Source organism: Blastococcus saxobsidens DD2, assembly GCF_000284015.1.
GTDB classification, from domain to species: domain Bacteria; phylum Actinomycetota; class Actinomycetes; order Mycobacteriales; family Geodermatophilaceae; genus Blastococcus; species Blastococcus saxobsidens_A.
The window spans coordinates 1,408,701-1,430,565 of the sequence record NC_016943.1; the positions used below are offsets into that span (position 1 = coordinate 1,408,701).

Consider the following 21,865-nt stretch of genomic DNA (forward strand, 5'->3'; position numbering starts at 1 on the left):
GGCCGTGAGCATGGTGGTGCTCGGTGCCCTTGGGGCGACCTATCTGGCGACGTCGCTGGGTCGGACGACCGCCGTGATCGCGATCGCACGCGAGGTGCCCTGGGGGCAGACCCTCACCGCTGCCGATCTCACAGAAGCGAGGATCCCCGCCGATCCGGCGTTGGAGCCTATTCCGTACGTCGACCGCGACCAGGTCATCGGCCTGGTCGCGGCGACCTCCCTGCGGCCGGGTTCGTTGCTCACCCGCGACGCCCTGACCGATCAACGCCTCCCGGCTCCCGGCCAGCAGCTGGTCGGGGTCGGCGTGTCGCTCGTGCAACTACCGACGACCCCGCTGCGGCCGGGCGACGACGTTTTCCTGGTGCCCGTGGCCGCGGGCAGCGCTCCAGCCACGACCGAAGGAGCCCCAAGCGTGGTGGAGGCGACCGTGGTGAAGTCTGGCCCTCCCGGAACCGACGGGCTGCGGGTCGTCGACGTGCTCGTCGACGCTGCCGACGGGCCGGACGTCGCCGCCCGCGCCGCTGCCGGCCTCATCGCCATCGTCGTGGTGGCCGGCGAGTAGGCGGGACGGCTGCCGTGTTGATCGCGCTGTGCTCGGCCAAGGGCGCTCCCGGGGTGACCACCAGCGGGCTGGCTATGGCGCTGTCCTGGCCTCGCCAGGTGGTCCTGGCAGAGCTGGATCCGGTCGGCGGGGACGTATTGCCGGGATACGGCCGAGGCGAGCCGTTCGCAGGCGGGCTCGCCGACCTGGAGCTCGCGGCGCGGCGCGGCGGGCTGGCCCGGCACCTGGACAGTCAGCTGTTGCGGCTCGACCCCGAGGGACGTGCGCGGCTCCTACCCGGCCTGGCCGACCCCGCCGGCGCCCGACACGTGGACTGGAATCGCCTGGCCGCCGTCCTGGCGGCGGTGGAGGACGGCGCCGTGGACGTGGTGGCGGACTGCGGGCGGCTGCGCGCTCAGCACTTCCCGGCCGCCGTGGTTCAGCGGGCTGCCGTTGTCGTGCTGGCCACCGGCTCCACGCTTCGCGCCGTCCGTGCGGCGACGCAGGCGATCGCCGAACTGAGAGAGCGGGAAGCGTGCCCAGGCATGCTGCGCACGCTGGTGATCGGGCCGGGGGAGCCGTACGGCGAGCGAGAGATCAGCGAGGCACTCGGCGTTCCATCGGTCGGTTCGCTGCCGCGGGATCCGAAGGCGGCGGCAGTGCTCAGCGACGGCGCGCCGGCGGGCCGGCTGTTCACCCAGTCGCCGCTGCTTCGAGCCGCCCGGACGGTCGCGACCCGGTTGGTCGAGTCGGCCGCGGCGCACGAATCCAGGTTGACACCACCGCCAGCGCCCGTGCCTGCGCCCGGCACGTTCGGGGGCAGCCGTGTCCGCTGACCTCACCACCGACCTGCTGGGTGCTGGCACGGTGCCTCGACCAGCGGACGCATCACCGGTCTCGGTGGACTGGACGCTGGTGCGTCGGCTGCACGAGGCGACGGCGACGGCTCTGGCCGAAGAGCTCAAGCGTCGCCCGACGCTCAGCACGGTGGCGCAGCAGGAGCTGGCCCGAACGCTCGTCCAGGACGGCGTCGACGAGTTGGTCCGGCAGCGGATGCGCGCCGGGCAGATGGTTCCCACGCCGGCCGAGGAGCGGGTGATCGCTGACGCGGTGTTCGCCGCCCAGTTCGGGTTGGGCCGGCTGCAGCCCTACGTGGACGACCCGCTGGTGGAGAACATCGAGGTTCACGGGTACGACAACGTGTGGATCGGTTACGCCGACGGCCGGGACGTCCGCGTTGACCCGATCGCCGACTCGGACGAGGAGTTGGTGCGGCAGCTGCAGCACATCGCCGCTCGGCTGGGCCGCGCGGAGCGGACGCTGACCACGGCCAGTCCGCTGCTCACCATGCGCCTGGCTGACGGGTCCCGGTTGGCCGCAGTCATCGAGACGGTGCCGCGACCCCATCTGGTGATCCGCCGACACCGGATCCGGAACGTCGACCTCGACGACATGGTGGGTCTGCGGGCGATCGACCGGCCGCTGGCCGAGTTCCTGCGGGCGGCGGTGCGGGCGCGCAAGAACATCGTCGTCACCGGCGCCCAGGCTGCTGGCAAGACGCTGATGTTGCGGGCGCTGGCCAACGAGCTGCCGGTCGAGGAGCACCTGGCCACGATCGAGAAGCATTTCGAGCTGCTGCTGCACGAGCTGCCCGACCGGCATCCGAGGGTGGTGCCGTTCGAGGCCCGGGAGGGCACCGGGGAGCGCGGACCCGACGGCCGCCGCCTCGGCGAGGTGACGCTGACCGAGCTGGTCGAGCAGTCGCTGGTCATGAACGTCAGCCGCGTGTGGCTGGGCGAGGTCCGCGGCGATGAGGCGTGGCCGCTGATCGAGGTGATGGAGGCGGGGGAGGGCGGCTCGGCCTGCACTCTGCACGCCCGCTCAGCCCACCACGCCCTCGAGCGGCTGGCCAACCTGTGCATGCGCGGCCGCGCCGCAGTCACCCCGGAGCATGCCTACCGGTCCTGCGCATCGGCGATCGACCTGATCGTGCACATCACCACCGTGGACGAACGGTGGGTCGGGGGCGAGCGGCACCGGTTCGTCAGCCAGGTCCTCGAGTGCAACGGCATCGGGGAGGGCGGGCGCCCGGCCGTCACCGACGTCTTCGCCCCAGGCCCCGACGGACGGGCCGTACCCGAGCACGATCCGGTGGACCTCGCCGACTACGTCCGGGTGGGCTTCGATCCCGACTGGCTCCGGCCAGGCCACGGGCGCTGGGCTGGCGCTGTCGGGGGACGACGGTGAGCGGCACGGGGTTGCTTGCCGGCGTCTGCGGGGCGCTGCTGATGGGCGGCCTGCTGCTGGCCTCCCACGCCCTCACCGCCCCCGAACCGCCGGCTCGGCCGCGCCGCCGCCAGCCGCGTCCGACGGCGCGGGCCGACCGCCCGGCGGTGCGGCGGCAGCGGGCGCTGTGGGTGGCCGCCGCCGTTGCGGCGGCGGTGGTGTGGCTGGCCTCGGGCTGGCCGGTCGCTGGCGTGCTGACCGGGTTGGCGGTGATCGGTGTGCCGTGGCTGCTGGCGCAGTTCTCCGGCGGCAACGCCACGGTGGAGCGGCTGGAGGCGCTGCAGGAGTGGGTGCGCCGCACCTCCGACGTACTGGCTGCGGGCGGCGGGCTGGAGCAGACGCTGATTCGTTCGGCCCGCACCGCCCCCGAGCCGATCGCGGCGGAGGTGGCGGCACTGGCCGCGCGGCTTCAGGCGCGCTGGCCGACGTCCCGGGCGCTGCTGGCCTTCGCTGACGATCTCGACGACGCCGCCGGGGACCTGGTCGTCGCCGCCCTGTTGCTGGGTGCGGAGCTGCGCGGGCCGGGGCTGGCGCGGGTGCTGACCGAGCTGGCGGGAAGTCTCACCGAGGACGTGACCATGCGACGCAAGGTCGAGGCCGACCGTGCCAAGCCCCGCGCGAACGCCCGGTGGCTGCTGCTGATCACCGTCGCCGCATCCGGGCTGGCCGCGCTCAACGGCGACTACTTGGCTCCCTACGGCACGGGAGTCGGGCAGCTGGTGCTGGCCGCCATCGCCGGGCTGATCGTCGCCTGCCTGCTGTGGATGCGCCGGCTCACCGCCCCTGCGCCGTCCACACGCTTCCTGGTCGATCCCGACCGCAGCCTGCGGGTTCCCGGTCTCGAGCCGAACGAGCTGCCGGTCCCATGAGCGGCACCCAGGCGCTGCTGATCGGCTCCGGCGCGCTCGTCGGTCTCGGAGCGTTCCTGCTGCTGCGGGCCGTTCTCGTGGTCGAGCAGCCGCGGTTGGCCGACGCGCTGGCCCGCCTCGACGGGGGCGCGGCTCCGGTCCCGGTCGGGCCGATGCCGGACGAAGGCGACCGGTGGGCACGCGCAACCGGCCGCGTCGGTGCCTGGGCCGCCGCCCGGCTGCCCGCCGCCGGGAGGAGCGCGCCGTCCCAGGCGCTGGCGGTGATCGGCTGGACGCCGGAGGGTTACGCCGCCCGCAAGGTCGGTCTGGCCGCCTTCGGCGCGGTGTTCGTTCCATTGTTGACCGCCGTGCTCGGCGTGACCGGCGTCCGGGTGCCGGTGGTGGTGCCGGTGGCCGGATCGCTGGCGCTGGCTGGCGTGTTGTTCCTCGTCGTCGACCTGGTCGTGCGCGACCAGGCCGCCGAGGCCCGCGGTCAGATGCGGCGGGCGCTGGCGTCCTATCTGGATCTGGTCAGCCTGCGCCGCGACGCCAGCGAGGGCCCCACCATCGCCCTGGAGCGGGCCGCCGGCGTGGGGGAGGGCTGGGTGTTCCGGCAAATCACCGACGCGCTGGTCGCCGCCCGGCTGGCCGGCGATCCGCCGTGGGACGGCCTGCGCCGGATGGCCGCCGACACCGGTGTTGGCGAGCTGGCCGACGTGGCCGACATCGCCGAGGTCGCCGCCTCGGAGGGCGCGTCGATCGCGCCGACGCTGCGGGCCCGCGCGCAGTCGCTGCGGGTCCAGTTGCTGGCCGAGGAGGAGACGGCGGCCAACACCGCCAGCGAGAAGCTCACCGCTCCCGTCGCTCTGCTGTCGATCGCCTTTCTGCTGCTCTTCCTCTATCCCGCACTGGCCCGCCTCATGGCCACCTGACCCGGTGACCCTGACCCGAGAGGAATTCCGATGACCTCGATACTCACTCTCCTGACCATCGTCGGCGCGCAGCTGCGCGACCGGCTGCGCGATCTCCGCGACGAGCCGGAGCGCGGCTCGCTGTCGGTCGAGCAGGTGATTATCACTGTGGCGTTGATCGGCATCGCCGTCGCGCTGGTGGCCGTGATCGCCAACGCGGTCACCTCTCGGTCCGCCCAGATCCAGTAGCCCGCCCCGTGGCTCGCCCCGCCAGCCCGTGTGGCCTCGCGCCCGTGTCCCGGCCCTGCCCTGCTGCGGGCAACCGGGCCGGCGGCGTGGTGAGCCGACGGAGGTCGGGCGAGCGCGGTGCGGCGTCGGTGGAACTGGCGGTCGCCTTCCCGGTGGTGTTGCTGCTGGTGATGACACTGATCCAGGCGGCTCTGTGGTTCTACGCCCGCTCGATCGCGCTGGGTGCCGCGCAGGAGGGCGCCCGCGAGGGCCGCGTGCAGCCCGCCTCGACCGCCCGCGCCCAGTCGGCCGCCGAAGGCTTCCTCGACCAGACCGCGCAGGACCTGCTCACCGGCCGGGACGTGACCGTGGCCGGCTCACCGAGCAGCATCGAGGTCACCGTCACCGGCACCTCCCTCAGCCTGTTTCCTGGGCTGTCTGGCTGGTCAGTCACCCAGACCGCCGTCGGCCCGGTGGAACGGCCCACACCATGAACCCCCAGGCCACGGAGCGAGGGTCGGTGTCGGTCGAGCTGGCGCTGCTGGCGCCGGCGCTCCTCCTGCTGCTGGCCTTCGCCGTCGTCGCCGGACGCACCCAGATCGCCGAGGGTGCCGTCCAAGAGGCCGCACGGGCCGCCGCCCGGGAGGCCTCGCTCGCACGCGACGCTGCCACCGCCGTCGCACGGGCCGGCGCCCAGGCGGAGCGCACCCTGGCCGCTCAGGATCTGCGCTGCGAGCGCACCACGGTCGACGTCGACACCGCCGGCTTCCAAGCCCCGCTCGGCCAGCCCGGCGACGTCACGGTGTCCATCACCTGCGTGGTCGGCATGGCCGACCTGCTGGCCCCCGGCCTGCCCGGGTCTGTCTCCGTCGAGGCCTCCTTCATCAGCCCCGTCGACGCCTACCGCGAACGATGACCGGCTACCACGGCCACCGGCGGCCGGACGGAGAGCGCGGTGCCATCAGCGTCTTCCTCGCCGTCCTCGTTCCCGGGCTGTTGCTCATCATCGGGCTGGCCGTCGATGGCGGCGCCAAGGTGGCCGCCACCCAGCGCGCCAACGCCATCGCTGACGAGGCCGCCCGCGCCGGCGGACAGGCCCTCGACATCTCCGCGGCCCTCGCCGGACAGGTGCAGGTCGACCCGACCGCCGCAGTCGCCGCTGCGCAGGACTACCTCGACCGCAACGACGTGCAGGGCGCGGTGACGGTCGTCGATGGCGACACCCTGTACGTGACCACCACGATCACCCAGCCCACGACCTTCCTGGGCCTGATCGGCATCTCCACCCTCACGGTGGAGGGCTCCGGCACCGCCGACCTGATCACAGGCACCGGTCAGAACGGGGGAGCGGGCCCATGACCACGCCACCGCGGGCATTCGACGTGCTGCGCCAGCTGCTCGCCCTTCTGGCGCTTGCGGCCGCCGTCGCCGGCGTCCCCATTGCGCTATGGCAGCTCGGTGGCGCTTACCTGCCCGACGAGCTGCCCTCCTGGGCTCGGGTGACCACTGCGCTGAGCGGACCGGACACCGGCGCCGTCTTCCTCGGACTGCTCGTGGTGATCGGCTGGTGTGCCTGGGCGTGCTTCGCCCTGTCGGTGGCCGTCGAGCTCGTCAGTCAGCTGCGCGGCCTGTCACCGCTGCGGCTGCCCGGCCTGGCGGTCCCACAGCAGCTCGCCGGCCTGCTGGTGGCCGCCGTCCTCGGTGTCGCCAGCGCACCGCTGTTGGCCGCTCCGGCCGTGGCCGGTCCGCCGGTCGTCGCCGAACAGCCGGTTGACCTCGAGAAGCCGCCGCCGGCGCCCGCCCCGCCAGCCGACAATCCGCCTACCGCACCTCCCGCGGCCGGTCCGACCTACTCGGTGCAGCCGCGCGACACTCTCGGCCGCATCGCCGCCCGCTACCTGGGCGACTGGACCCGGTTCGAGGAAATCCTCGAGCTCAACCGCGGCCGGCCCCAGCCCGACGGCGCGATCCTCTCCGATCCGGGGCTGATCCGTCCGGGCTGGGTATTGGTCCTTCCGCCCGACGCCAGCCTCCCCGTGGTCGACAGGACGGCCGGCGAGGTGACCGTGGGGCCCGGCGACACCCTCACCGACATCGCCGAGCAACACGGCCTGGACGGCTGGCAGCCGATCTACGCCCTCAATGCCGGCGAACCCCTTCCCGGCGGCGGCCGATTCACCGATCCCGACCTGATCCTCCCCGGGCAGGTCCTCGACCTCCCGCCCGTAGACCCGGCAGCCGCTGGCTCTTTTTCGCCCGCCACCCCCGAACCACCGGCTGAGGAGGCACCGCCGCCACCCCCGCCGCATGAGGACGAGCCAGCCGTGCCGGCGGAGCCCTCATCGACCCCGACCGCCTCGCCGACATCGCAGAGTCCAGCCGAGGAACCGGTGCAGTCGGCAGCCGACGCTGATGCCCTCGATGCCGACGGGGACCAGTTCCCGGCGGAGCTGGCGGCCGTTCTCGCCGGCAGCGGGGCACTGCTCGCCGCAGGCGTGGGCGCGACGTGGCTGGCGCACCGCCGCCAGCGGCTGCGCCGCCGCCGCCCTGGCCGACGGCTGATTCCCCTCCCGAAGGGGCTGTCGGCCACCCAGACGGTCGTCACCTCGGCGGCCGACGCGGGTACGGCCGACTACGACGCGCTCGACCTGGCGCTGCGCGGACTCGCCGTCCGGATCTCCGAGCACCCAGACGGGCTGCTGCCCGACGTTGTCGCCGCCCGACTGCACGGCGGCCGGCTCGAGCTGCGGCTGCACGCCCCGGCCGACAGTCCGCCGCCCGAACCGTGGACCGCCGATGACACCGGCCTGTGGTGGTTCGTGCGGCTGGACCGGGACACCGGCGTGGCCACCGAAGTGGCCCGGGCTCGCCTGGCGCCATATCCGACCCTGGTCACCATCGGGACCGACGGCGGCGACCGTTGGCTGTTGGACCTTGAACGCCTCGGCGCCGTGTACGTGACCGGACCGGTCGACCGCCGCACGGACTTCGCCCGGCACCTGGCCGCCGAGATGGCCGTCAACAGCTGGTCGGACCACCTCACCGTCACCACCGTCGGTTTCGGCGAGGAACTGCTCGACCTGGCACCGCACCGGGTCCACCCGACCGAAACCGCCAACGACCCCGACCTGCACGCCGCGCTGCGGGAAGCGGCCGAGCGCGACACCGACGACGTGCTGGACGGGCGGCTGCGGGCCGGAGCGGGGGACGGCTGGATGCCGCAGGTCATCCTCAACCCACGCTCGCCGGATCAGGTCGGCGAACTGGCCGAGGCCTCCGCTGCTCTGCGCGCTCGCGAGCGGCGAGCCGCGGTCGCACTCGTGCTCGGCGTCGAGCCGGGGGAGGCCGGCGACGAGTGGCTGCTGACGCTGACCGACGACGGGTCGCTGTTCATTCCGGCACTGGGGCTGCGGCTACCGGCTCCACGGCTGACCGCCGAGCAGGCTCGCGACATCGCCACGCTGCTGGCCTTCGAACGTGACTCCGATGACGACCCGATCCCCGTCGCCGCCGGCGACCGCCCCTGGCAGGTGCACACCGACGCCGCCGGCGCGATCCGCAACAACGCATCCGATCCGGGCACCACCGCGCCACCGGTCCAACTCCCCGCCACGCAGACGGCGCTACGCCGGTCCACCACCGCCGCGGCACGCGACGCGACGCCGCCCGCCGCGACCGAACCTTCCGCCCGACCGACGTCGTCGTCGAGCGATGCCGCCGAGACGCCGGAGCGTACGGCGCCGGCCGACGTGCGCAGCCGGATCGAGGACGACCTCGCCCAGCTCGACCGTGATCTCGTCGACTGGTGGGCGCCGGACTGCCCCCGGCCGCGGCTGACGCTGCTCGGACCGATCTCCCTGCGCGCGCTCGGTGATGAGGCGGCCGTGGCCAGGTCCGGGCTGCGGCGCCGCTACGAGGAGACAGTCGCCTACCTCGCCACCCGCCCGCACGGCGCCACCGCCGACGAGGCCGCCACCGCGCTGCAGCCTGCCCGCGGCGGCAGGGCCGACCCGGTCAGCGCCCGCGCCTACGTCCACCGGGTCGCCGCCGGCGCCCGCGCCTGGTTGGGCACCGACCCCGCCACCGGCCAAAAGCACCTCAGCTCCGGCCACCGCGGCCGCTACACGTTGACCGGCGTGCTTGTCGACGCCGACCTCTTCCGCCAGTTGCGCGCCCGGGCCGCTGTCCGCGGACACGACCTGCCCGACCTGCTGACCGCCCTTCGGCTGGTGTCTGGCCCGCCGTTCGCCCAGCGCCCGGCCGGCTACGAGTGGCTGGACGGATTGGACCTCACATTCACCGCCGCGGTCTGCGACGTCGCCCACCAGGTCGTCACCGCCGCCCTCGTCGACGGCGACCTGGCGGCCGCCGGCACCGCCTCGGCCACCGCCCTGCTCGTGGCGCCGGACGACGAGCGAGTGCTGCTGGACGCGATGTGGGTGGCCTACCACCAGGGCAACCGCGCCGAGGCCGAGACCTACGTCGCTCGCATCGTGGCCGTCCACGACGGGGAGGACGAGATGGACTTGCCCATGAGCACCGCGGAGACCATTAACCGCGCCCGCCGGCAGTTCCTCGACCGAGCCTCGTGACGACGGCCGCTGGCTGCATCCACCACAACGAGGGAAGCGTCCAACCTGGACGGACCGCAGTCTGGGACGTCCGGGACCTGCGCCGGCAGGTCGAGATGTCGTACCTCTGACCACACTCGAGTGCGCAGGGGCCTCGGGATGGAAGGAGAGACGCTGGTGATAATCGAGCCGATCGCCGCCGACCGTGGACCTCGACGAGGTAGAGGTCGCGCTGCTGAATGCCGCGGTCGGTGACTACGCCGCCGAGGCCGCCGTGCTGCTGCTCGCCAACGATGGTTACTGGCCGGCTCATCTGCGCGCCGCTGGGATGATCACGGTGGAGGCCGAGCCGGTCGGCGGGCACATGTGGGCGCGCATCGAGTGGGCGGAACTCGATGCTGCCCTCGCCGACGGGCGGCTGCCCGGCAGTCCGGAGGAGCTTGCAGTGCTCCGGGTGGCCGTAAGCCTCGCCGACGGCCGACCGGTCGACCTTGCCGACGTGGCGGTGGCGCTGGACCGTCGCAGACTCGGCCTGGTGCTCGCTGCGCTTGCGCACGCCGCCGGCAGCCACGATCACTGCGCTCCGGCCGGCCAGGGCGCAGACGCCGACCTCGGGCTGGGACCGCTGATCGCCTGGCCGGCTCGGCACTAATCCAGCCATGCCCTATCCGCCGCGGCCACGGTTTCGCCCGCTACCCGCCTTCGCCGGAACTGCCCGCACCGGCACCGTGCCCGGCCAGCGGCTGCAGACGCAGCTGGAGGCCTTCGTTCTCGCCGAGTACGCCGCCGGCCGCTCGCTGCGGCAGATCGCCGAGCTGATCGACCGTTCGCCCACCGCAGTCCGCCGCGTTCTGGACAAGCACGGGGTTCCACGGCGCGCGGTCGGCGCTCCACGGCAGGGTGCCCAGCGTCCCTGACCGAAACCCGATCGAGGGCCGGCATCCGTCGGCGTGCGGCGTCGGTGCTCCGGTAATCCTCCAGTCGTCCGCCGGTGAGAGTCGTTCGGTACCACCCCTGCGCCGGCACACACTTCACCTCGGCCGATGACCGCTCTCCAGTAGCCGACTGGAGGACTTCTGGAGGCCCGGACGACACGGTCGGCGCATGCAGAGCCCAACACCGCGTCGGGGACCGCGGCGCGGTCGGATGAGCCGTGACGCGCCGCCGTCGGGATCGATGGCGATCGCGGACCCACTGACTTCCCGTCGAGCACGGCCGATGACGGTCGAGGCGATGCGCGCGGCCGTCATCGCGATCCGCGCAGGGATCTTCGACGACCTCAACGATCCCGACGTCGTTTGGAGAGGCCAGCCGTCGCGCGCTGCGGGCCCTGTCACTGCCTCCCGGCCGGATGCCAGTTCGATCCCGTGGGCGGCATTCGACGTCGGCGACCCTGTCGTCCTGGTTGTTGCCGCTCACGCCGGGGCCGGCGCTTCCACGGTCGCGTTGGCAGTCGCCGAAGGGCTGGCGGAAGCTCGGCGGGTACAGCTGGTGGACTACGCCGGGCCGCTCCGGTCAGGGCTGGCGGCGGCCCCGGCCATCGAGATGGGCGCGGACGGGGACTGGCGAAGCGGTCGCCGCGGTCGACTCGACGTCGTCCGCCTTACTCGGAATCCAGCCGACGGAGACCTACCGCCGCTTCCGGAAATCGACGACGCGGCTCGACTGGCGGTGGTCGATGCGGGTTGGTCGCTGACCCGCGCGCTGCTCGACTCACCCGGGTCACTCGCCTGCGGCGCGATGGTTGTCGTCACCCGGGTGACGGTGCCGGGGGTCCGGCAGACCGAGCAGCTGCTCGCCGCCGTCGACGGCGAGGCGGCGGTCGCCGCGGTGGGCCCGGCCCGCTGGCCCCGGCTGGTGAAGGTCAGCTGCGGTCCGCGGCTTGGTGAGTTGCGGTCGCGGGGGCAGATGGTCCCAGTGCCGATCGACCGGCGACTGCAGATTGCCGGGCTGACCGGCGACCGGCTACCGAAGCCAGTGGCGGCCGCCGGCCGGTCGTTGGCCGCACTCGTGGCCCCGGCGGGGGAGACTCCGTGACCGCCGGACGGAGGAGCACCGCCGTGGCGGTGCGGGCGGCATCAAGCGTCGTGTTCGTCCTTGCCGGGTTCGTCGTGCTGGATGCCGGGCCGGCGACCGCGACGCCGGCCGAGATCGGCGCGGCGGTCTGCCCGGCGGCACCGCCGGGGATGCAAGGCTTCGCCGACGACGTGACCGCCTGGGTGAAGTGGGGCGTGCTAGCGCTGATCGGCATCGGCGCGGTCGTGTCCCTCGGGTCGATCCTCGTCGGGCGGATCTTCTCCCATCCGCATGCCTCCCGGTACGGGGCCATGGGCGTCGCGGTGGTGGTGATGGTGGCCATCGCCTACACGGTCATCCTCGTCATCCTGGACTCGATCACCGGCAGCGGGTGCACGTAATGCGCCGTCGAGACGTCCGGCGAAGCGCTGTCCCGGAGTGGGGACCTGGTCGACTTCTCACGCTGGTCGTAGTCGCAGCCCTCGTGGCGCTGGCGGTCCTGGCCGGCGTGGTCCTGGCGGTCGTCGGGGTGCTGAGCGAGGAGAAGCCGGGTTCAGCGGACGCTGCGCGACAGAGAGATGCAGTCTCCCCGGATACGTCGTCCCGAGATGCCTTGGCCGCGACATCGATGCAGACCGCCGACCCGGACGACGCGCTGCCAGGTCCGGTGTCGCTGCAGGCCGCGGGTGTCATCGAGTTGCCGCGCACCACGGCCGACGGCCCGGCTGACGTGCCCACCGGCTTTCCCCGCACTCCCGAAGGTGCCCTGGCGCAGTTGGCCGCGATCGACGTGACGGCGATGCAGACCGGCTCGATGGACGGTGTGCGGCGTGTCATCGCCGAGTGGGCTGCCCCTGGCGGCCCGACCCCGGAGACGTGGTCCGGGGTGGCTGGCATGGCGAGCCTTCTGTCGGCGGCGGGGCTGTCCGGTGCCGGGTCCCCGCAGTTGGCCATCGTTGTCCGACCGGCGATGGGGCTGATCAAGGGAACGGTGGGTCCGCAGTTCGCGGTGGTGTGCGTGAACCTCGAGTTCACCGTCACCCTCGAGCAGACCTCGCGGATCGCGATCGCCGACTGCCAGCGCATGGCATGGGTGGGGGACCGGTGGGTGATCGGTGCCGGGCCGGAGCCCGCGCCGGCGCCATCGGTCTGGCCGGGTACCGACACCGCGATCGCGGCTGGCTGGCGGGATCTGCGCCATGTCTAGCCCGCAGCCACGACGGCGTCGTCGGGTCGGGCCCAGAGCTTTGGTCGTCATTCTGCTGGCGACGGCGGGATGGCTGGCAGTCGCCGCTCCCGCCTTGGCCGACACGGCGGTGGTGGTCGCCTTCCCGGCCGATCCGTCATCGGCCGAGGATGCGTTGTCGTGTCTGCCGACCAACCCGTTCTGCGTGATCGGTGAAGCGGCCGGAGCCGTGGTCGCCGACGTGTGGATCAGCGCCATGTTGTCGCTGTGGGAGGCCGGGCTGTGGCTGCTGGGCCTGGCCTTCTCGGTGATCGACGCGCTCGCCACCCCTGACCTGTCCGCCGGGGGCGCGCTGGCCGGGGTCTATCCAGTGACCTTCGGCATCGGCGCGGCCGTGGCTGCGCTGATGGCCATGGTGCAACTCGGTGTCGCGGCGGCACGCCGGGACGGGCAGACCCTCGGCCGGCTGCTCATCGGCCTGCTGCAGTTCGGGCTGGTCTGGGTCAGCTATGTCGGCATCGCGGCGCTGCTGGTCACCGGCGTCTCCGGGCTGACCACCGCCTTGCTGCGCAGCCTGCTCGACATCGACACTCTGGCCGCCTTTGACCCATCGATCAGCGTGGGCCGCGACGTGGTCGACGGCACGGTCGCCACCGTTCTCGGAGTCAGCTCCATTTTCCTCCTGGTGCCGGCCAGCGTTGGTTACCTGCTGCTGATGCTGGTCCGCGAGGCGGCGCTGATCGTGTTGGCGGCGACCTCGGCTATCTCGGCCGGCGGCCTGTTGGCACAGTCCTCGAGCGCCTGGTTTTGGCGCAGCCTGCGCTGGTTTCTCGCCGCGCTGCTGATCGCCCCGGTCGCCGTCCTCATCCTTGGTGTCGGCGTCACCATCACCGAGGGCATCGTCACCGGAGCCGAGGAAACGAGCACAGAGGCTGCGGTCGGCATGGCGGTGGTCGGCTGCCTGCTGATTCTGCTCGGCGCGATCTGCCCGCTGGCGCTGTTCCGGCTGCTGTCCTTCGTCGACCCCGGTACCTCCAGCGGCGCGGCTCTGCGTTCGTCCCTGGCCGCCTCTGGCGGAGTCATGGGCGCACTAGGCAACCTCGGCGGGGGAGGTGGTCGTGCTGCGGGGGCCGCCGCTGTCGCCGCCTCCGGTGGGGTTGCGGCCTCCGGAGCCGCGGCAGAGCTGGTTGGAGACCGCGCGCAGGGCGAGTCGACCGCCGACGCCGCGACCAGTGGTCGCTTCGCCGGCGCGCTGCGTGCGCTGACAACGGGCACCTCCACGGCCGGCCGGCTGGCCGCTGGGGTGGCCGCCTCGGCGGCCGACGTCCTCTCCGGAGCCGGCATCGGACACACCGCCCCCTACTACGGGCAATCAGTTCGGGGCCGGGCTTCCGTCGCAGGAAACGGGCACGCTCGCGCAACGTCGCTCTCACGGCAGGACGGCGCGTCGCCGCGTCTGGATGGGGACGGCCCCGACGCCCTGACTCCTGATCCGCTGTGGTCGGCCGTCGCCGACGGCGCAGCGGCTATGGGCTGGCCCGCGGAGCGGGCCAACGGCGCCGCACGCGGCGGGTCTCCGCAATCCGACTTCCCCGCTCCGCGAGGGCGGCCTGACTCTCCTGCCGACGACGGTGCCGCATGAGTGCGCACCGCTACGGCGAGTACGCCAAGGACGTCTCCGGCTGGTTCCTCGGCATGACCGGCACGCAACTGGCCCTGGTGACGCTCGCCGGCGTCCCGGCGCTGCTGGCCCTGAACGGCCAGGCCTGGGGGCTGTTCGTCGGCTGGCTGCCGGTGTGGGCGCTGCTGGCCGTCGTGCTGCTGGTGCCCATCCGGGGCCGTGCCGCCGGCCGCTGGTTCGGCGACCTCTGTCTGCACGCGATCGGAGGAGCCATGGGCTGGGCGGCGTTCGGCTCACGGGCCGGAGCGGGGACGGCCGACGACCTGTCCCAGGCCGACCTGCCGGGGGTGCTCGCCGGCATCCGCACCCACGACGGGCCGCCCTTCGGGCAGATGTTCACCCGGCCGGTGATCGTGCAGAACTGCGCCGCACGGACCTGGGCAGCGGTGGCGTCGATTGCCCATCCCGGCATCGGGCTCGCCGAGGCGGGCGAGCGGGACCGGATGGGCGCCGGGCTGGCCGAGATGTGCGAGCTCGCCGCCCGCACCGAGCTGATCGACGTGCTCGTCCTGCAGGTCCGCACCGTGCCCGACGACGGCGCGGAGCGCGCCGCTTGGGAACGCGCTCACACCCACCCCGACGCGCCGACGCTCGCCGCGCGGGTCAACGCGCTGCTGGGCGCAACGCTGACGCCGGCCGCGGTACGGACCGAGGCGTTCGTGACCGTCGTGGTCGGCGAGGGACGGATCGCCCGAGCGGCGAGGGAGTCCGGCGGGGGCGTGGACGGCCGGGCCCGGGTCTTGCACTCGGTGATGGCAGAGGTCGAGGCCGCGCTCCGTGGACCCGTCGGCTGCACGACGGTGTCCTGGCTCGACTCCGCACAGCTCGCCGCCGCGGTGCGCACCAGCTTCGCCCCGGGTGACCGTGGCGAGCTGGTCGCCGCCGACCTGGCGGCCGCCTCCGGCCAGCAGTTGGCCACCGGGGTGCCGATGGCCGCCGCGGCACCCACGATGGCGCGCGCCGAGGTGCGGCACTACCTGCACGACGCCTGGGCGTCGGTGACCGACACGATCCTGCTGCCCGACTCCGGTGCGGTGCTCGGCGCGCTCGCCCCGGTGCTCGTGCCGACGGTGGCGGGGGAGCGGCGCTGCCTGACCGTCTTCCTCGACCCGCTGCCGCTGACCCGGGCGACCCGGGTGGTTAGTCGGGAGCAGATGAGCGCCACCACCGGCAACGAGATGCGCGCCCGGATGGGTTTCCGGCAGCGGGCCCGGCAGCGTCGGGACACCGAGCGGGTCGGTGCCGCCGAGGAGAAGCTCACCGCCGGCCGCGCTCTGGTGCGCGTCGCCGCGGCGGCCTGCGTCACCGTGCCGGCGACGTGGCCTGTGGTCGAGCACGGCCGCCGGCTGTCCGCCTCGGTCCGGGCCGCCGGCTTCGTGCCGCTGCGACTCGACCTGGCGCAGGACTCAGCCTTCGCCGCCGCCGCCATTCCCCTCGGCGTCGGGCTGCCGGACCGCAGAGGTCGACAATGAGCCGCCGTCCCTTCCGCCGTGGCCGGGACGTCGCTGTCCTGCTCGACCACTTCGGCCACCGGCTGCCCGCCGTTCCCGCGGTCGAGACCGCGGCACGGGAACGGGGGCCGTTCACCCATCTGGTGCCCCGCCGCGGCCCCCGCGGACGTGGTCGTGGCCGAGCGGCGGCGCTGGCGCCGCTGTCGGTATGGCGGATGACCTCGGAGCAGACGCCGGTGATGTGGCCCCTGATCGCCACCTCGGGCCTACCGCCCACCGGCGCACAGATGGGACTCGACCTGCTGTCCGGCGGAGCGTTCTACTGCGACCCGGTCGGCTGGGTCACCGACGACGACATCCCGGTCACCAACCCCAACGTCGTCGTCTTCGGCAAGCCCGGCCGCGGCAAGTCCGCCACCGTCAAGGCCTTCGCGCTGCGGATGCTCGCCTACGGCTATCGCACTCTCATCCTCGGGGACACCAAGGACGAGTACGAGCCCCTCTGCAGAGCACTCGGCGTGGAGCCGTTCGTCATCGGTCACGGCCTGCCGACCCGGGTGAACCCGCTGGCCTTCGGCCCGCTCGGGCACGGCTGGGACCGCCTCAACGCGGCCGAGGCCCGCCGCCGCGAGGCGCTCCTGTTCGCCCGGTGGCTGGTGTTGCTGCGCGGCCTGATCGGCTCGCAGGCGGTGCCGTTCGGCCCGGTGGAGGAGACCGCGCTGGGCGAAGCGCTGCGGCTGCTCACCGGCCACCGCTCGGGCGCCACCCGGCTGACCGAGCCCACCATCCCGCAGCTGTGGCGAGCACTCGACGAGCCTCCCGACGAGCTCGTCGCCGGCTGCCGCTACGCCGACCGGCGGCACTTTCTCGATGCCACCCGCACGCTCCGCGACGCTTTGGGCGCCTTGGTGAAGGGCTCCCTGGCCGGGCTGTTCGACGACCACACAACCATCGCCGTCGACTGGCGCGCCCCGATCCAGTCGCTGTCGCTGTCCCGGCTCGAGCCGCTGGGCGACCAGGCCGTCGGCATCGCGCTGACCTGTCTCAACTCGTGGGGCCAGGCGATGCGCGAGATCGCCGAGCCCGGTGACCTGCGCATCGTCATCCGCGACGAGACGTGGCGGCAGATGCGCCTGGGCGCCGAGGCGATGAAGAGCCTGGACGCCAACCTGCGGCTGTCCCGCCGCGACGCCGACGTGCAGATCCTGCTGGCCCACAAGCCCTCCGACATGCTCACCGCCGGGGACGCGACCTCGCAGGCGGTCGCCATCGCCCGGGACCTGCTGCACCTGTGCGACGTCAAGGTGCTGCACGGGCAGGACCAGGCCGTCGGCGACGAGCTCGGCAGCCTGCTCGGCCTGGCCCCGATCGCCCAGCGAGTGGTCACCGGCTGGGCGGTCGGCGGCAAAGGCCGGGCACTGTGGCTGGTCGGGGACCGGGCCTTCAAGGTGCAGACCGTCCTGACCGAGCCCGAGCTGCGGCTGACCTACACCAACGAGGCCCTCACCGCCGGAGGCCCGCCATGAGCGGGGCAGCGGAGCCCATCGCACGGGCGTACGCGAAGAGATGGCTGTGGAGGGCCGTTGCACCAGCCGCCGTCCCGCTGTTCGCCGGGCTCACCCTGCTGCTCATACCTCTGGCGGTCATCGCGGCCCCCGAGACCCGGACGGCGGCCGCGTCGTCGGCCTGCTCGATCGGCGGCACCGGCGCCACCGTCGCCGGCATCGAACTGGACGCCGTCCAGATGGGCCAAGCACAGACCATCGTCAACGTCGCCTTGGCGCAAGGACTCGAGCCGTACGCGGCCACCGTGGCGCTGGCCACCGCATACCAGGAGTCCCGGATCCGGATGCTGGCCAACGACGGCAGCAGCTCCGAACTCACCGCCGAGCAGGCCGCGGTGACCGCCACCAGCCTCGAGTACGCGCACGACGGCCTCGGCTCCGACCACGACAGCGTCAACACCTTCCAGCAGCGGTGGATCGCCGGCTGGGGCACCGTCGCCCAGCTCATGGACCCCGTCTACGCCGCCGCGGCCTTCTACGACCGGCTGGTCGACGTGCCGAACTGGAGGACCATCCCGCTCACCCAGGCGGCCCAAGCGGTGCAGATCTCGGCCGCCGGCGGCGCCTACGCCCGCTGGGAGCCCCTCGCCCGCGAGCTGGCCGGCATGCTCTGGCCGGCCGCCCAGGGGGCCGCGGCCAATCCGGCCGGCGCGGCCTCCGGCGTCTGCCCGGACCTGCCGGTGCCCGCCGGATCCTGGATCCGGCCCACCGCCGGCTCGGTCACCTCCGGCTACGGGCTTCGCTGGGGCACCCTGCACGCCGGGGTCGACATCGCCGGCCCCCGCGACAGCCCCGTCTACGCCGCCGCCGGCGGCACCGTCATCGCAGCCGCCTGCACCAGCGCCTACTGCGACCGGGACGGCGGCCTGGGGCTGGCCGGCTACGGCAACCTCGTCGAGCTCGACCACGGCAGCGGGGTGACCACCCGCTACGGGCACCTCTCGGCCTACACGGTCAGCGCGGGCCAGCACGTCGACGCCGGGACGCTGGTCGGCTTTCAGGGATCCACCGGCAACAGCACCGGTGTCCACCTGCACTTCGAGGTCCGCCAGGACGGCGCGCCGCTCGATCCGGTGCCGTGGCTGGCCGATCGCGGCGTCGACCTCGACGCGCCCGACCCGGGCTGACCTGCTCGTGCCCCACTCCGGCCCACAGGAGGAGCCATGCAAAGGACGACGTACGGACCGCGGCGATGACCGGCGTCGGCGCGCGCGCAGACGTCGGCCCGGCGAGCTGGGAGGTCCCCGCCGCAGCCGTCCTTGCCTGGCTGGCCGCCGCCGCGCTGCTGCTGCCCGTCGGCCGCGGAGTGGCCGCCGTGCTCGCGGGCGGCGGCTGGGTCTGGCCGACCGACGGCGCCGCCCTGGCTGCCTCGGTCGGTGGCCTGCTGGTCGGCGATCCGGACACCGGCCTCGACGCGACTCGAGCGGCGGCGCTGCCCGGCACCCCCGCCGTCTACGCCGTCATCACCGTCCTGCTCGTCGCCTTCCTCGGTGTCAGCGGAGGTGCCTTCTGGGCCGGACGGCGGTTCCTCGGGACGCCGACTGGAATGGCCGACCGCAGCCAGGTCGAGCAGGTACTCGGCCGTTCCCGGCTGCGTCGCGCCGCTGCCGTGGTCCGGCCCGACCTGCCCGCTTCCGCGGCTCGAGCCGGACGGTCCGTCGAGCCGCACGCCGTGGGTTGGCGACTGGGTGCCTGCGCCGTCCCCGCCGGGGGAGAGCTGTGGGTGCCCTTCGACCGGACCGCCGGCGTCTACGGCCCGCAGGGCTCGGGGAAGACCCTGGACCTGCTCGCTCCGGCGCTGTTGGACGCGCCCGGGGCGGCGCTGGTGACGCTGACCAAGGCCGAGGACCTGTTGCTCACCCTCGACGCGCGCGCCGCAGGTGGGCGGCCGGTTGCCGTGTGCGACCCGTTCGGCTCGGTCCCGGGAGTGCCCGAGTTGCTGTGGGACCCGGTTGCCGGTTGCGCAGATCCGATGGTCGCCGAGCGTCGGGCCAAGGCGTTCACCGCCGGCACCGTCGCCGGCGCGGTCACCGGGGGGATCTCTGACGGAGCGGCTCGCTTCTACGCGTTCGAGGCGGCCAAGGTCTTGCAGGCCTACTTCCACGCCGCCGCGCTGACCGGTGGCACCGTCGAGCAGGTCCTCGAGTGGGCGGCCCATCCGCAGGCTGCGACCGCGCCGGCCGACATCCTGCGAGGCCACCCGCAGGCCGCGCCGTTGTGGGACGGGCTGCTGCACGGCGCCCTGCAGGGCGACCCGCGCACCGCCGGGAACACCGCCACGACCGTTCAGCAGGCGCTGGCTCTGTTCTTCCAGGCAGACATCCGCCGCCGCTGCACCCCCGGGCCCGGCCGCCCGGCCACCGAGGTCGCCGGTCTGCTCGCTGCCGGCGGCACCGTCTACCTGCTCGGCCGCGACGACCCCTACGCCTCGGCGTCCCCGCTGCTGACCGCGCTGGCCGAGCACGCCCTCGACACAGCCCTGCAACTCGCCGCCGGCTCACGGACCGGGCGGCTGTGCCCGCCGCTGCTGGCCTGCTTGGACGAGCTGCCGTCCACCGCGCCGCTGCCCACCCTGCGCACCCGCATGGCCAACGACCGGGCACTGGGCGTCAGCTACATCTACGCCGCCCAGACCTGGCGGCAGCTGGTGTTGCTCTACGGCGAGGACGAGGCCCGGGCCCTGTTCGGCCTCACCAACGTCGTGATCGCCTTCGGCGGCGGCAAGGACGGCGGCTTCTACCGCGAGCTCTCCGACCTGATCGGCCGGACCCGCGTGCGCCGCACCTCCTACAGCTACCGGGGAGCCGGCTGGTCGCGGTCCACGCACGGCGAGGACACCCCGGTGCTGCGCCCGGAGGAGATCCGCCTGTTGCCCTCGGGCCGAGCGCTGGTACTCGCAGAGAACGCACCGCCGCTGATCGCCCGGCTGACCCGATGCCTCACCGGCCGCCGCGGTGCGGCGCTGTTGGCCGTCCAGACCGCCGCTCGTGACCGGGTTGCGGCCGCCCGCGACCTCGATACCTGGGAAGGGATGCGCACACGCCGCTCCTCTGAGGCGACGGCCGCCGCCAGACGGACCATGCCCGCGGGTTGGGAGTCGTCGTGACCGAGGTCCTCTTAGTGTCTCCGTTCCCGCGACCGCCGCGCTGGGTCCGGCACGCGCTCGAGATGCTCCGGCAGGCCGAGCTGTCCGGGCTCGAGCCATCGGCCTACGGGTTGCTCGACCGGCCGTGGGACCCGGCGACCTGCTCTCCACAGGTGCGCCGGGAGCTGTGGGCGTGGATCGACGACGTCGCCGGCTGGCTCAACCACACGTACGCCTGGCAGACCACGCACGTCGTCCCCTCCTGCTGGCCTGCCCACCCGGCACTGGTCCGCGAATTGGCAGTCCTCGCGTGCATGCGCGTCGCGGCCGCCGACGCGACGGTTCCGCATCCGATGGAGGAGTGGCACCGCTACGCCCTGCCCGGCTTCTACGCCCGCATGAACGAGCGGCAGGGCCTCGGCTGCCCACCCGGTCGACATGTCGACTGGCCGGCGCGCTCCTGGGACGCCGACTACCGCACTCCGTCGGCCGTCGCGGAGCGGCGCCGCCGCTTCGACGCCGACACCGGGGCCCAGGCATCTGACGGCGCACCGGACACAGCCACACCGGACGACGGCGAGGGAGCAACCCCATGAGTGCGGTTCCGCGCACTGACCGGTTCGACGGCGACTGGGTCGCGCTGCTCGGCGGCGTCCGGGTCAGCCGGCAGTGGATGACTCGCCACACTCCGGAACTCCTGGCCGCGTGGTGCGAGGCCATGCCCGAGGCCCGGCGGGCCATCGCGGCCGAGATCTTGCGCGTCGCCGCCGAGATGGAGAGCGAGCCGGTAGGCCGGGACAACGAACCTGCAGACCCGGCGTGGGAGGCCGTCGCCCGGCGGATCGATCCGCGCCTCCTGGACGGCCCGGACTGGAGGCCCCTGTCCGCCTCTCTCACTCGCGCCGCGGCGGCCGGCTACGACGTCCCCGCCCGTCTGCCCGCTCTCGCCGCATCCCCGCTGCCTGACCGGCATCCGGCGAGGGAGCTGCACTGGCGACTGCTCGACGACTGCCCGGCCGCCTTGCCCGTACCCGACGCGGACGGCGGATCAGCCACGCCGCCGCCCAGATAACCGGTCGTGCACAGCCCCGCCCGGATCCACAAGTTCATCGCCACATCCCCAGTCACCTGCCGCGGCGACCCAGCCTCGGCGCAGTCCACCACGTAAAGGAGAGCCGCCCGTGACCGTCGAGGCGAGCATCGACCCGCTCAGCTACGCCGCCTCCCTGCTCGACGCCGTGGGCGCCGACCGAGAGCAAGTTCCCGCACACATCGCCCTGGATTGCATGCAGGCCGCCGAGCTTCTCGAGTTGGCCGGTGGGCACGCCGAACCCGTCCCCCTGGTCGACGAGGATCCCCGCGCCAGCATCCGCGCCGCCATGGGCGCGCTCGGCCTGCTCGACCAGGAGACCTTCGCGACTCCCTACGTCCTAGACGCGGCCCGCGCAGCCCGTCGCGCCCTGCGACAGCTGCGCTGACTATGGCCACCAGCCTGC

23 protein-coding genes are annotated in these 21,865 nt (G+C 73.5%); all 23 read left to right on the forward strand.

The window, feature by feature from the left end; genetic code table 11:
• Positions 1-10: 10 nt before the first annotated feature.
• The 23 genes from BLASA_RS06680 (at position 11) to BLASA_RS06790 (ending at position 21,847) form a co-directional block, all read left to right on the forward strand.
• Positions 11-562: an SAF domain-containing protein gene (locus BLASA_RS06680; RefSeq protein WP_041776206.1), complete on the forward strand. Its 552-nt coding sequence runs from the start codon at positions 11-13 to the stop codon at positions 560-562.
• Between the two features lie 14 nt (positions 563-576).
• Positions 577-1,377: a hypothetical protein gene (locus tag BLASA_RS06685; RefSeq protein ID WP_014375306.1), complete on the forward strand. Its 801-nt coding sequence runs from the start codon at positions 577-579 to the stop codon at positions 1,375-1,377.
• Positions 1,367-2,788 (forward strand): CpaF family protein, encoded by a 1,422-nt coding sequence (locus BLASA_RS06690; RefSeq protein WP_014375307.1) that lies wholly within the window; start codon positions 1,367-1,369, stop codon positions 2,786-2,788. The genes BLASA_RS06685 and BLASA_RS06690 overlap by 11 nt, the downstream gene beginning before the upstream one ends.
• Positions 2,785-3,696: a type II secretion system F family protein gene (locus BLASA_RS06695; protein ID WP_014375308.1), complete on the forward strand. Its 912-nt coding sequence runs from the start codon at positions 2,785-2,787 to the stop codon at positions 3,694-3,696. Before BLASA_RS06690 ends, BLASA_RS06695 begins: the two co-directional genes overlap by 4 nt.
• Positions 3,693-4,607: a type II secretion system F family protein gene (locus tag BLASA_RS06700; RefSeq protein ID WP_014375309.1), complete on the forward strand. Its 915-nt coding sequence runs from the start codon at positions 3,693-3,695 to the stop codon at positions 4,605-4,607. Before BLASA_RS06695 ends, BLASA_RS06700 begins: the two co-directional genes overlap by 4 nt.
• Positions 4,608-4,637: 30 nt before the next feature.
• The gene (locus BLASA_RS06705) at positions 4,638-4,835 is read left to right on the forward strand and encodes a hypothetical protein (RefSeq protein ID WP_014375310.1); all 198 of its coding nucleotides are present in this window, start codon (positions 4,638-4,640) and stop codon (positions 4,833-4,835) included.
• Positions 4,836-4,879: 44 nt separating this feature from the next.
• The gene (locus BLASA_RS06710; protein ID WP_231839563.1) at positions 4,880-5,308 is read left to right on the forward strand and encodes a TadE/TadG family type IV pilus assembly protein; all 429 of its coding nucleotides are present in this window, start codon (positions 4,880-4,882) and stop codon (positions 5,306-5,308) included.
• Between the two features lie 26 nt (positions 5,309-5,334).
• A complete protein-coding gene (locus tag BLASA_RS06715; RefSeq protein ID WP_231839564.1) occupies positions 5,335-5,730 on the forward strand; it encodes a TadE/TadG family type IV pilus assembly protein in 396 nt (131 codons plus the stop codon).
• Positions 5,727-6,173, forward strand: coding sequence for a TadE/TadG family type IV pilus assembly protein (locus tag BLASA_RS06720; protein WP_014375313.1), 447 nt, complete (start codon positions 5,727-5,729; stop codon positions 6,171-6,173). Before BLASA_RS06715 ends, BLASA_RS06720 begins: the two co-directional genes overlap by 4 nt.
• Complete coding sequence (locus BLASA_RS26215; RefSeq protein WP_014375314.1) at positions 6,170-9,406, forward strand: LysM peptidoglycan-binding domain-containing protein; 3,237 nt, start codon at positions 6,170-6,172, stop codon at positions 9,404-9,406. The genes BLASA_RS06720 and BLASA_RS26215 overlap by 4 nt, the downstream gene beginning before the upstream one ends.
• A 184-nt stretch (positions 9,407-9,590) precedes the next feature.
• On the forward strand, positions 9,591-10,037 hold the full coding sequence (locus BLASA_RS06730) for a hypothetical protein (RefSeq protein WP_014375315.1): 447 nt from the start codon (positions 9,591-9,593) through the stop codon (positions 10,035-10,037).
• A gap of 7 nt (positions 10,038-10,044) precedes the next feature.
• Entirely contained in the window at positions 10,045-10,302 is a 258-nt protein-coding gene (locus tag BLASA_RS06735; protein WP_014375316.1) for a helix-turn-helix domain-containing protein, read from the forward strand.
• Between the two features lie 301 nt (positions 10,303-10,603).
• Positions 10,604-11,422: a hypothetical protein gene (locus tag BLASA_RS06740; RefSeq protein ID WP_014375317.1), complete on the forward strand. Its 819-nt coding sequence runs from the start codon at positions 10,604-10,606 to the stop codon at positions 11,420-11,422.
• Positions 11,419-11,802: a hypothetical protein gene (locus BLASA_RS06745; protein WP_231839565.1), complete on the forward strand. Its 384-nt coding sequence runs from the start codon at positions 11,419-11,421 to the stop codon at positions 11,800-11,802. Before BLASA_RS06740 ends, BLASA_RS06745 begins: the two co-directional genes overlap by 4 nt.
• A gap of 128 nt (positions 11,803-11,930) precedes the next feature.
• Entirely contained in the window at positions 11,931-12,608 is a 678-nt protein-coding gene (locus BLASA_RS06750) for a hypothetical protein (RefSeq protein ID WP_231839566.1), read from the forward strand.
• A 94-nt stretch (positions 12,609-12,702) separates the two neighbouring features.
• Complete coding sequence (locus BLASA_RS06755) at positions 12,703-14,229, forward strand: hypothetical protein (RefSeq protein ID WP_231839567.1); 1,527 nt, start codon at positions 12,703-12,705, stop codon at positions 14,227-14,229.
• Entirely contained in the window at positions 14,226-15,740 is a 1,515-nt protein-coding gene (locus BLASA_RS06760; protein WP_014375321.1) for an SCO6880 family protein, read from the forward strand. Before BLASA_RS06755 ends, BLASA_RS06760 begins: the two co-directional genes overlap by 4 nt.
• The gene (locus BLASA_RS06765; protein WP_014375322.1) at positions 15,737-17,245 is read left to right on the forward strand and encodes an ATP-binding protein; all 1,509 of its coding nucleotides are present in this window, start codon (positions 15,737-15,739) and stop codon (positions 17,243-17,245) included. The genes BLASA_RS06760 and BLASA_RS06765 overlap by 4 nt, the downstream gene beginning before the upstream one ends.
• Complete coding sequence (locus tag BLASA_RS06770) at positions 17,242-18,411, forward strand: M23 family metallopeptidase (protein WP_014375323.1); 1,170 nt, start codon at positions 17,242-17,244, stop codon at positions 18,409-18,411. The genes BLASA_RS06765 and BLASA_RS06770 overlap by 4 nt, the downstream gene beginning before the upstream one ends.
• A 65-nt stretch (positions 18,412-18,476) precedes the next feature.
• A complete protein-coding gene (locus BLASA_RS06775; protein ID WP_014375324.1) occupies positions 18,477-20,390 on the forward strand; it encodes a type IV secretory system conjugative DNA transfer family protein in 1,914 nt (637 codons plus the stop codon).
• A 14-nt stretch (positions 20,391-20,404) separates the two neighbouring features.
• Complete coding sequence (locus tag BLASA_RS06780) at positions 20,405-20,965, forward strand: hypothetical protein (protein WP_166486491.1); 561 nt, start codon at positions 20,405-20,407, stop codon at positions 20,963-20,965.
• The gene (locus tag BLASA_RS06785; protein ID WP_014375326.1) at positions 20,962-21,441 is read left to right on the forward strand and encodes a hypothetical protein; all 480 of its coding nucleotides are present in this window, start codon (positions 20,962-20,964) and stop codon (positions 21,439-21,441) included. Before BLASA_RS06780 ends, BLASA_RS06785 begins: the two co-directional genes overlap by 4 nt.
• Positions 21,442-21,550: 109 nt before the next feature.
• Entirely contained in the window at positions 21,551-21,847 is a 297-nt protein-coding gene (locus tag BLASA_RS06790) for a hypothetical protein (RefSeq protein WP_014375327.1), read from the forward strand.
• Positions 21,848-21,865 lie beyond the last annotated feature (18 nt).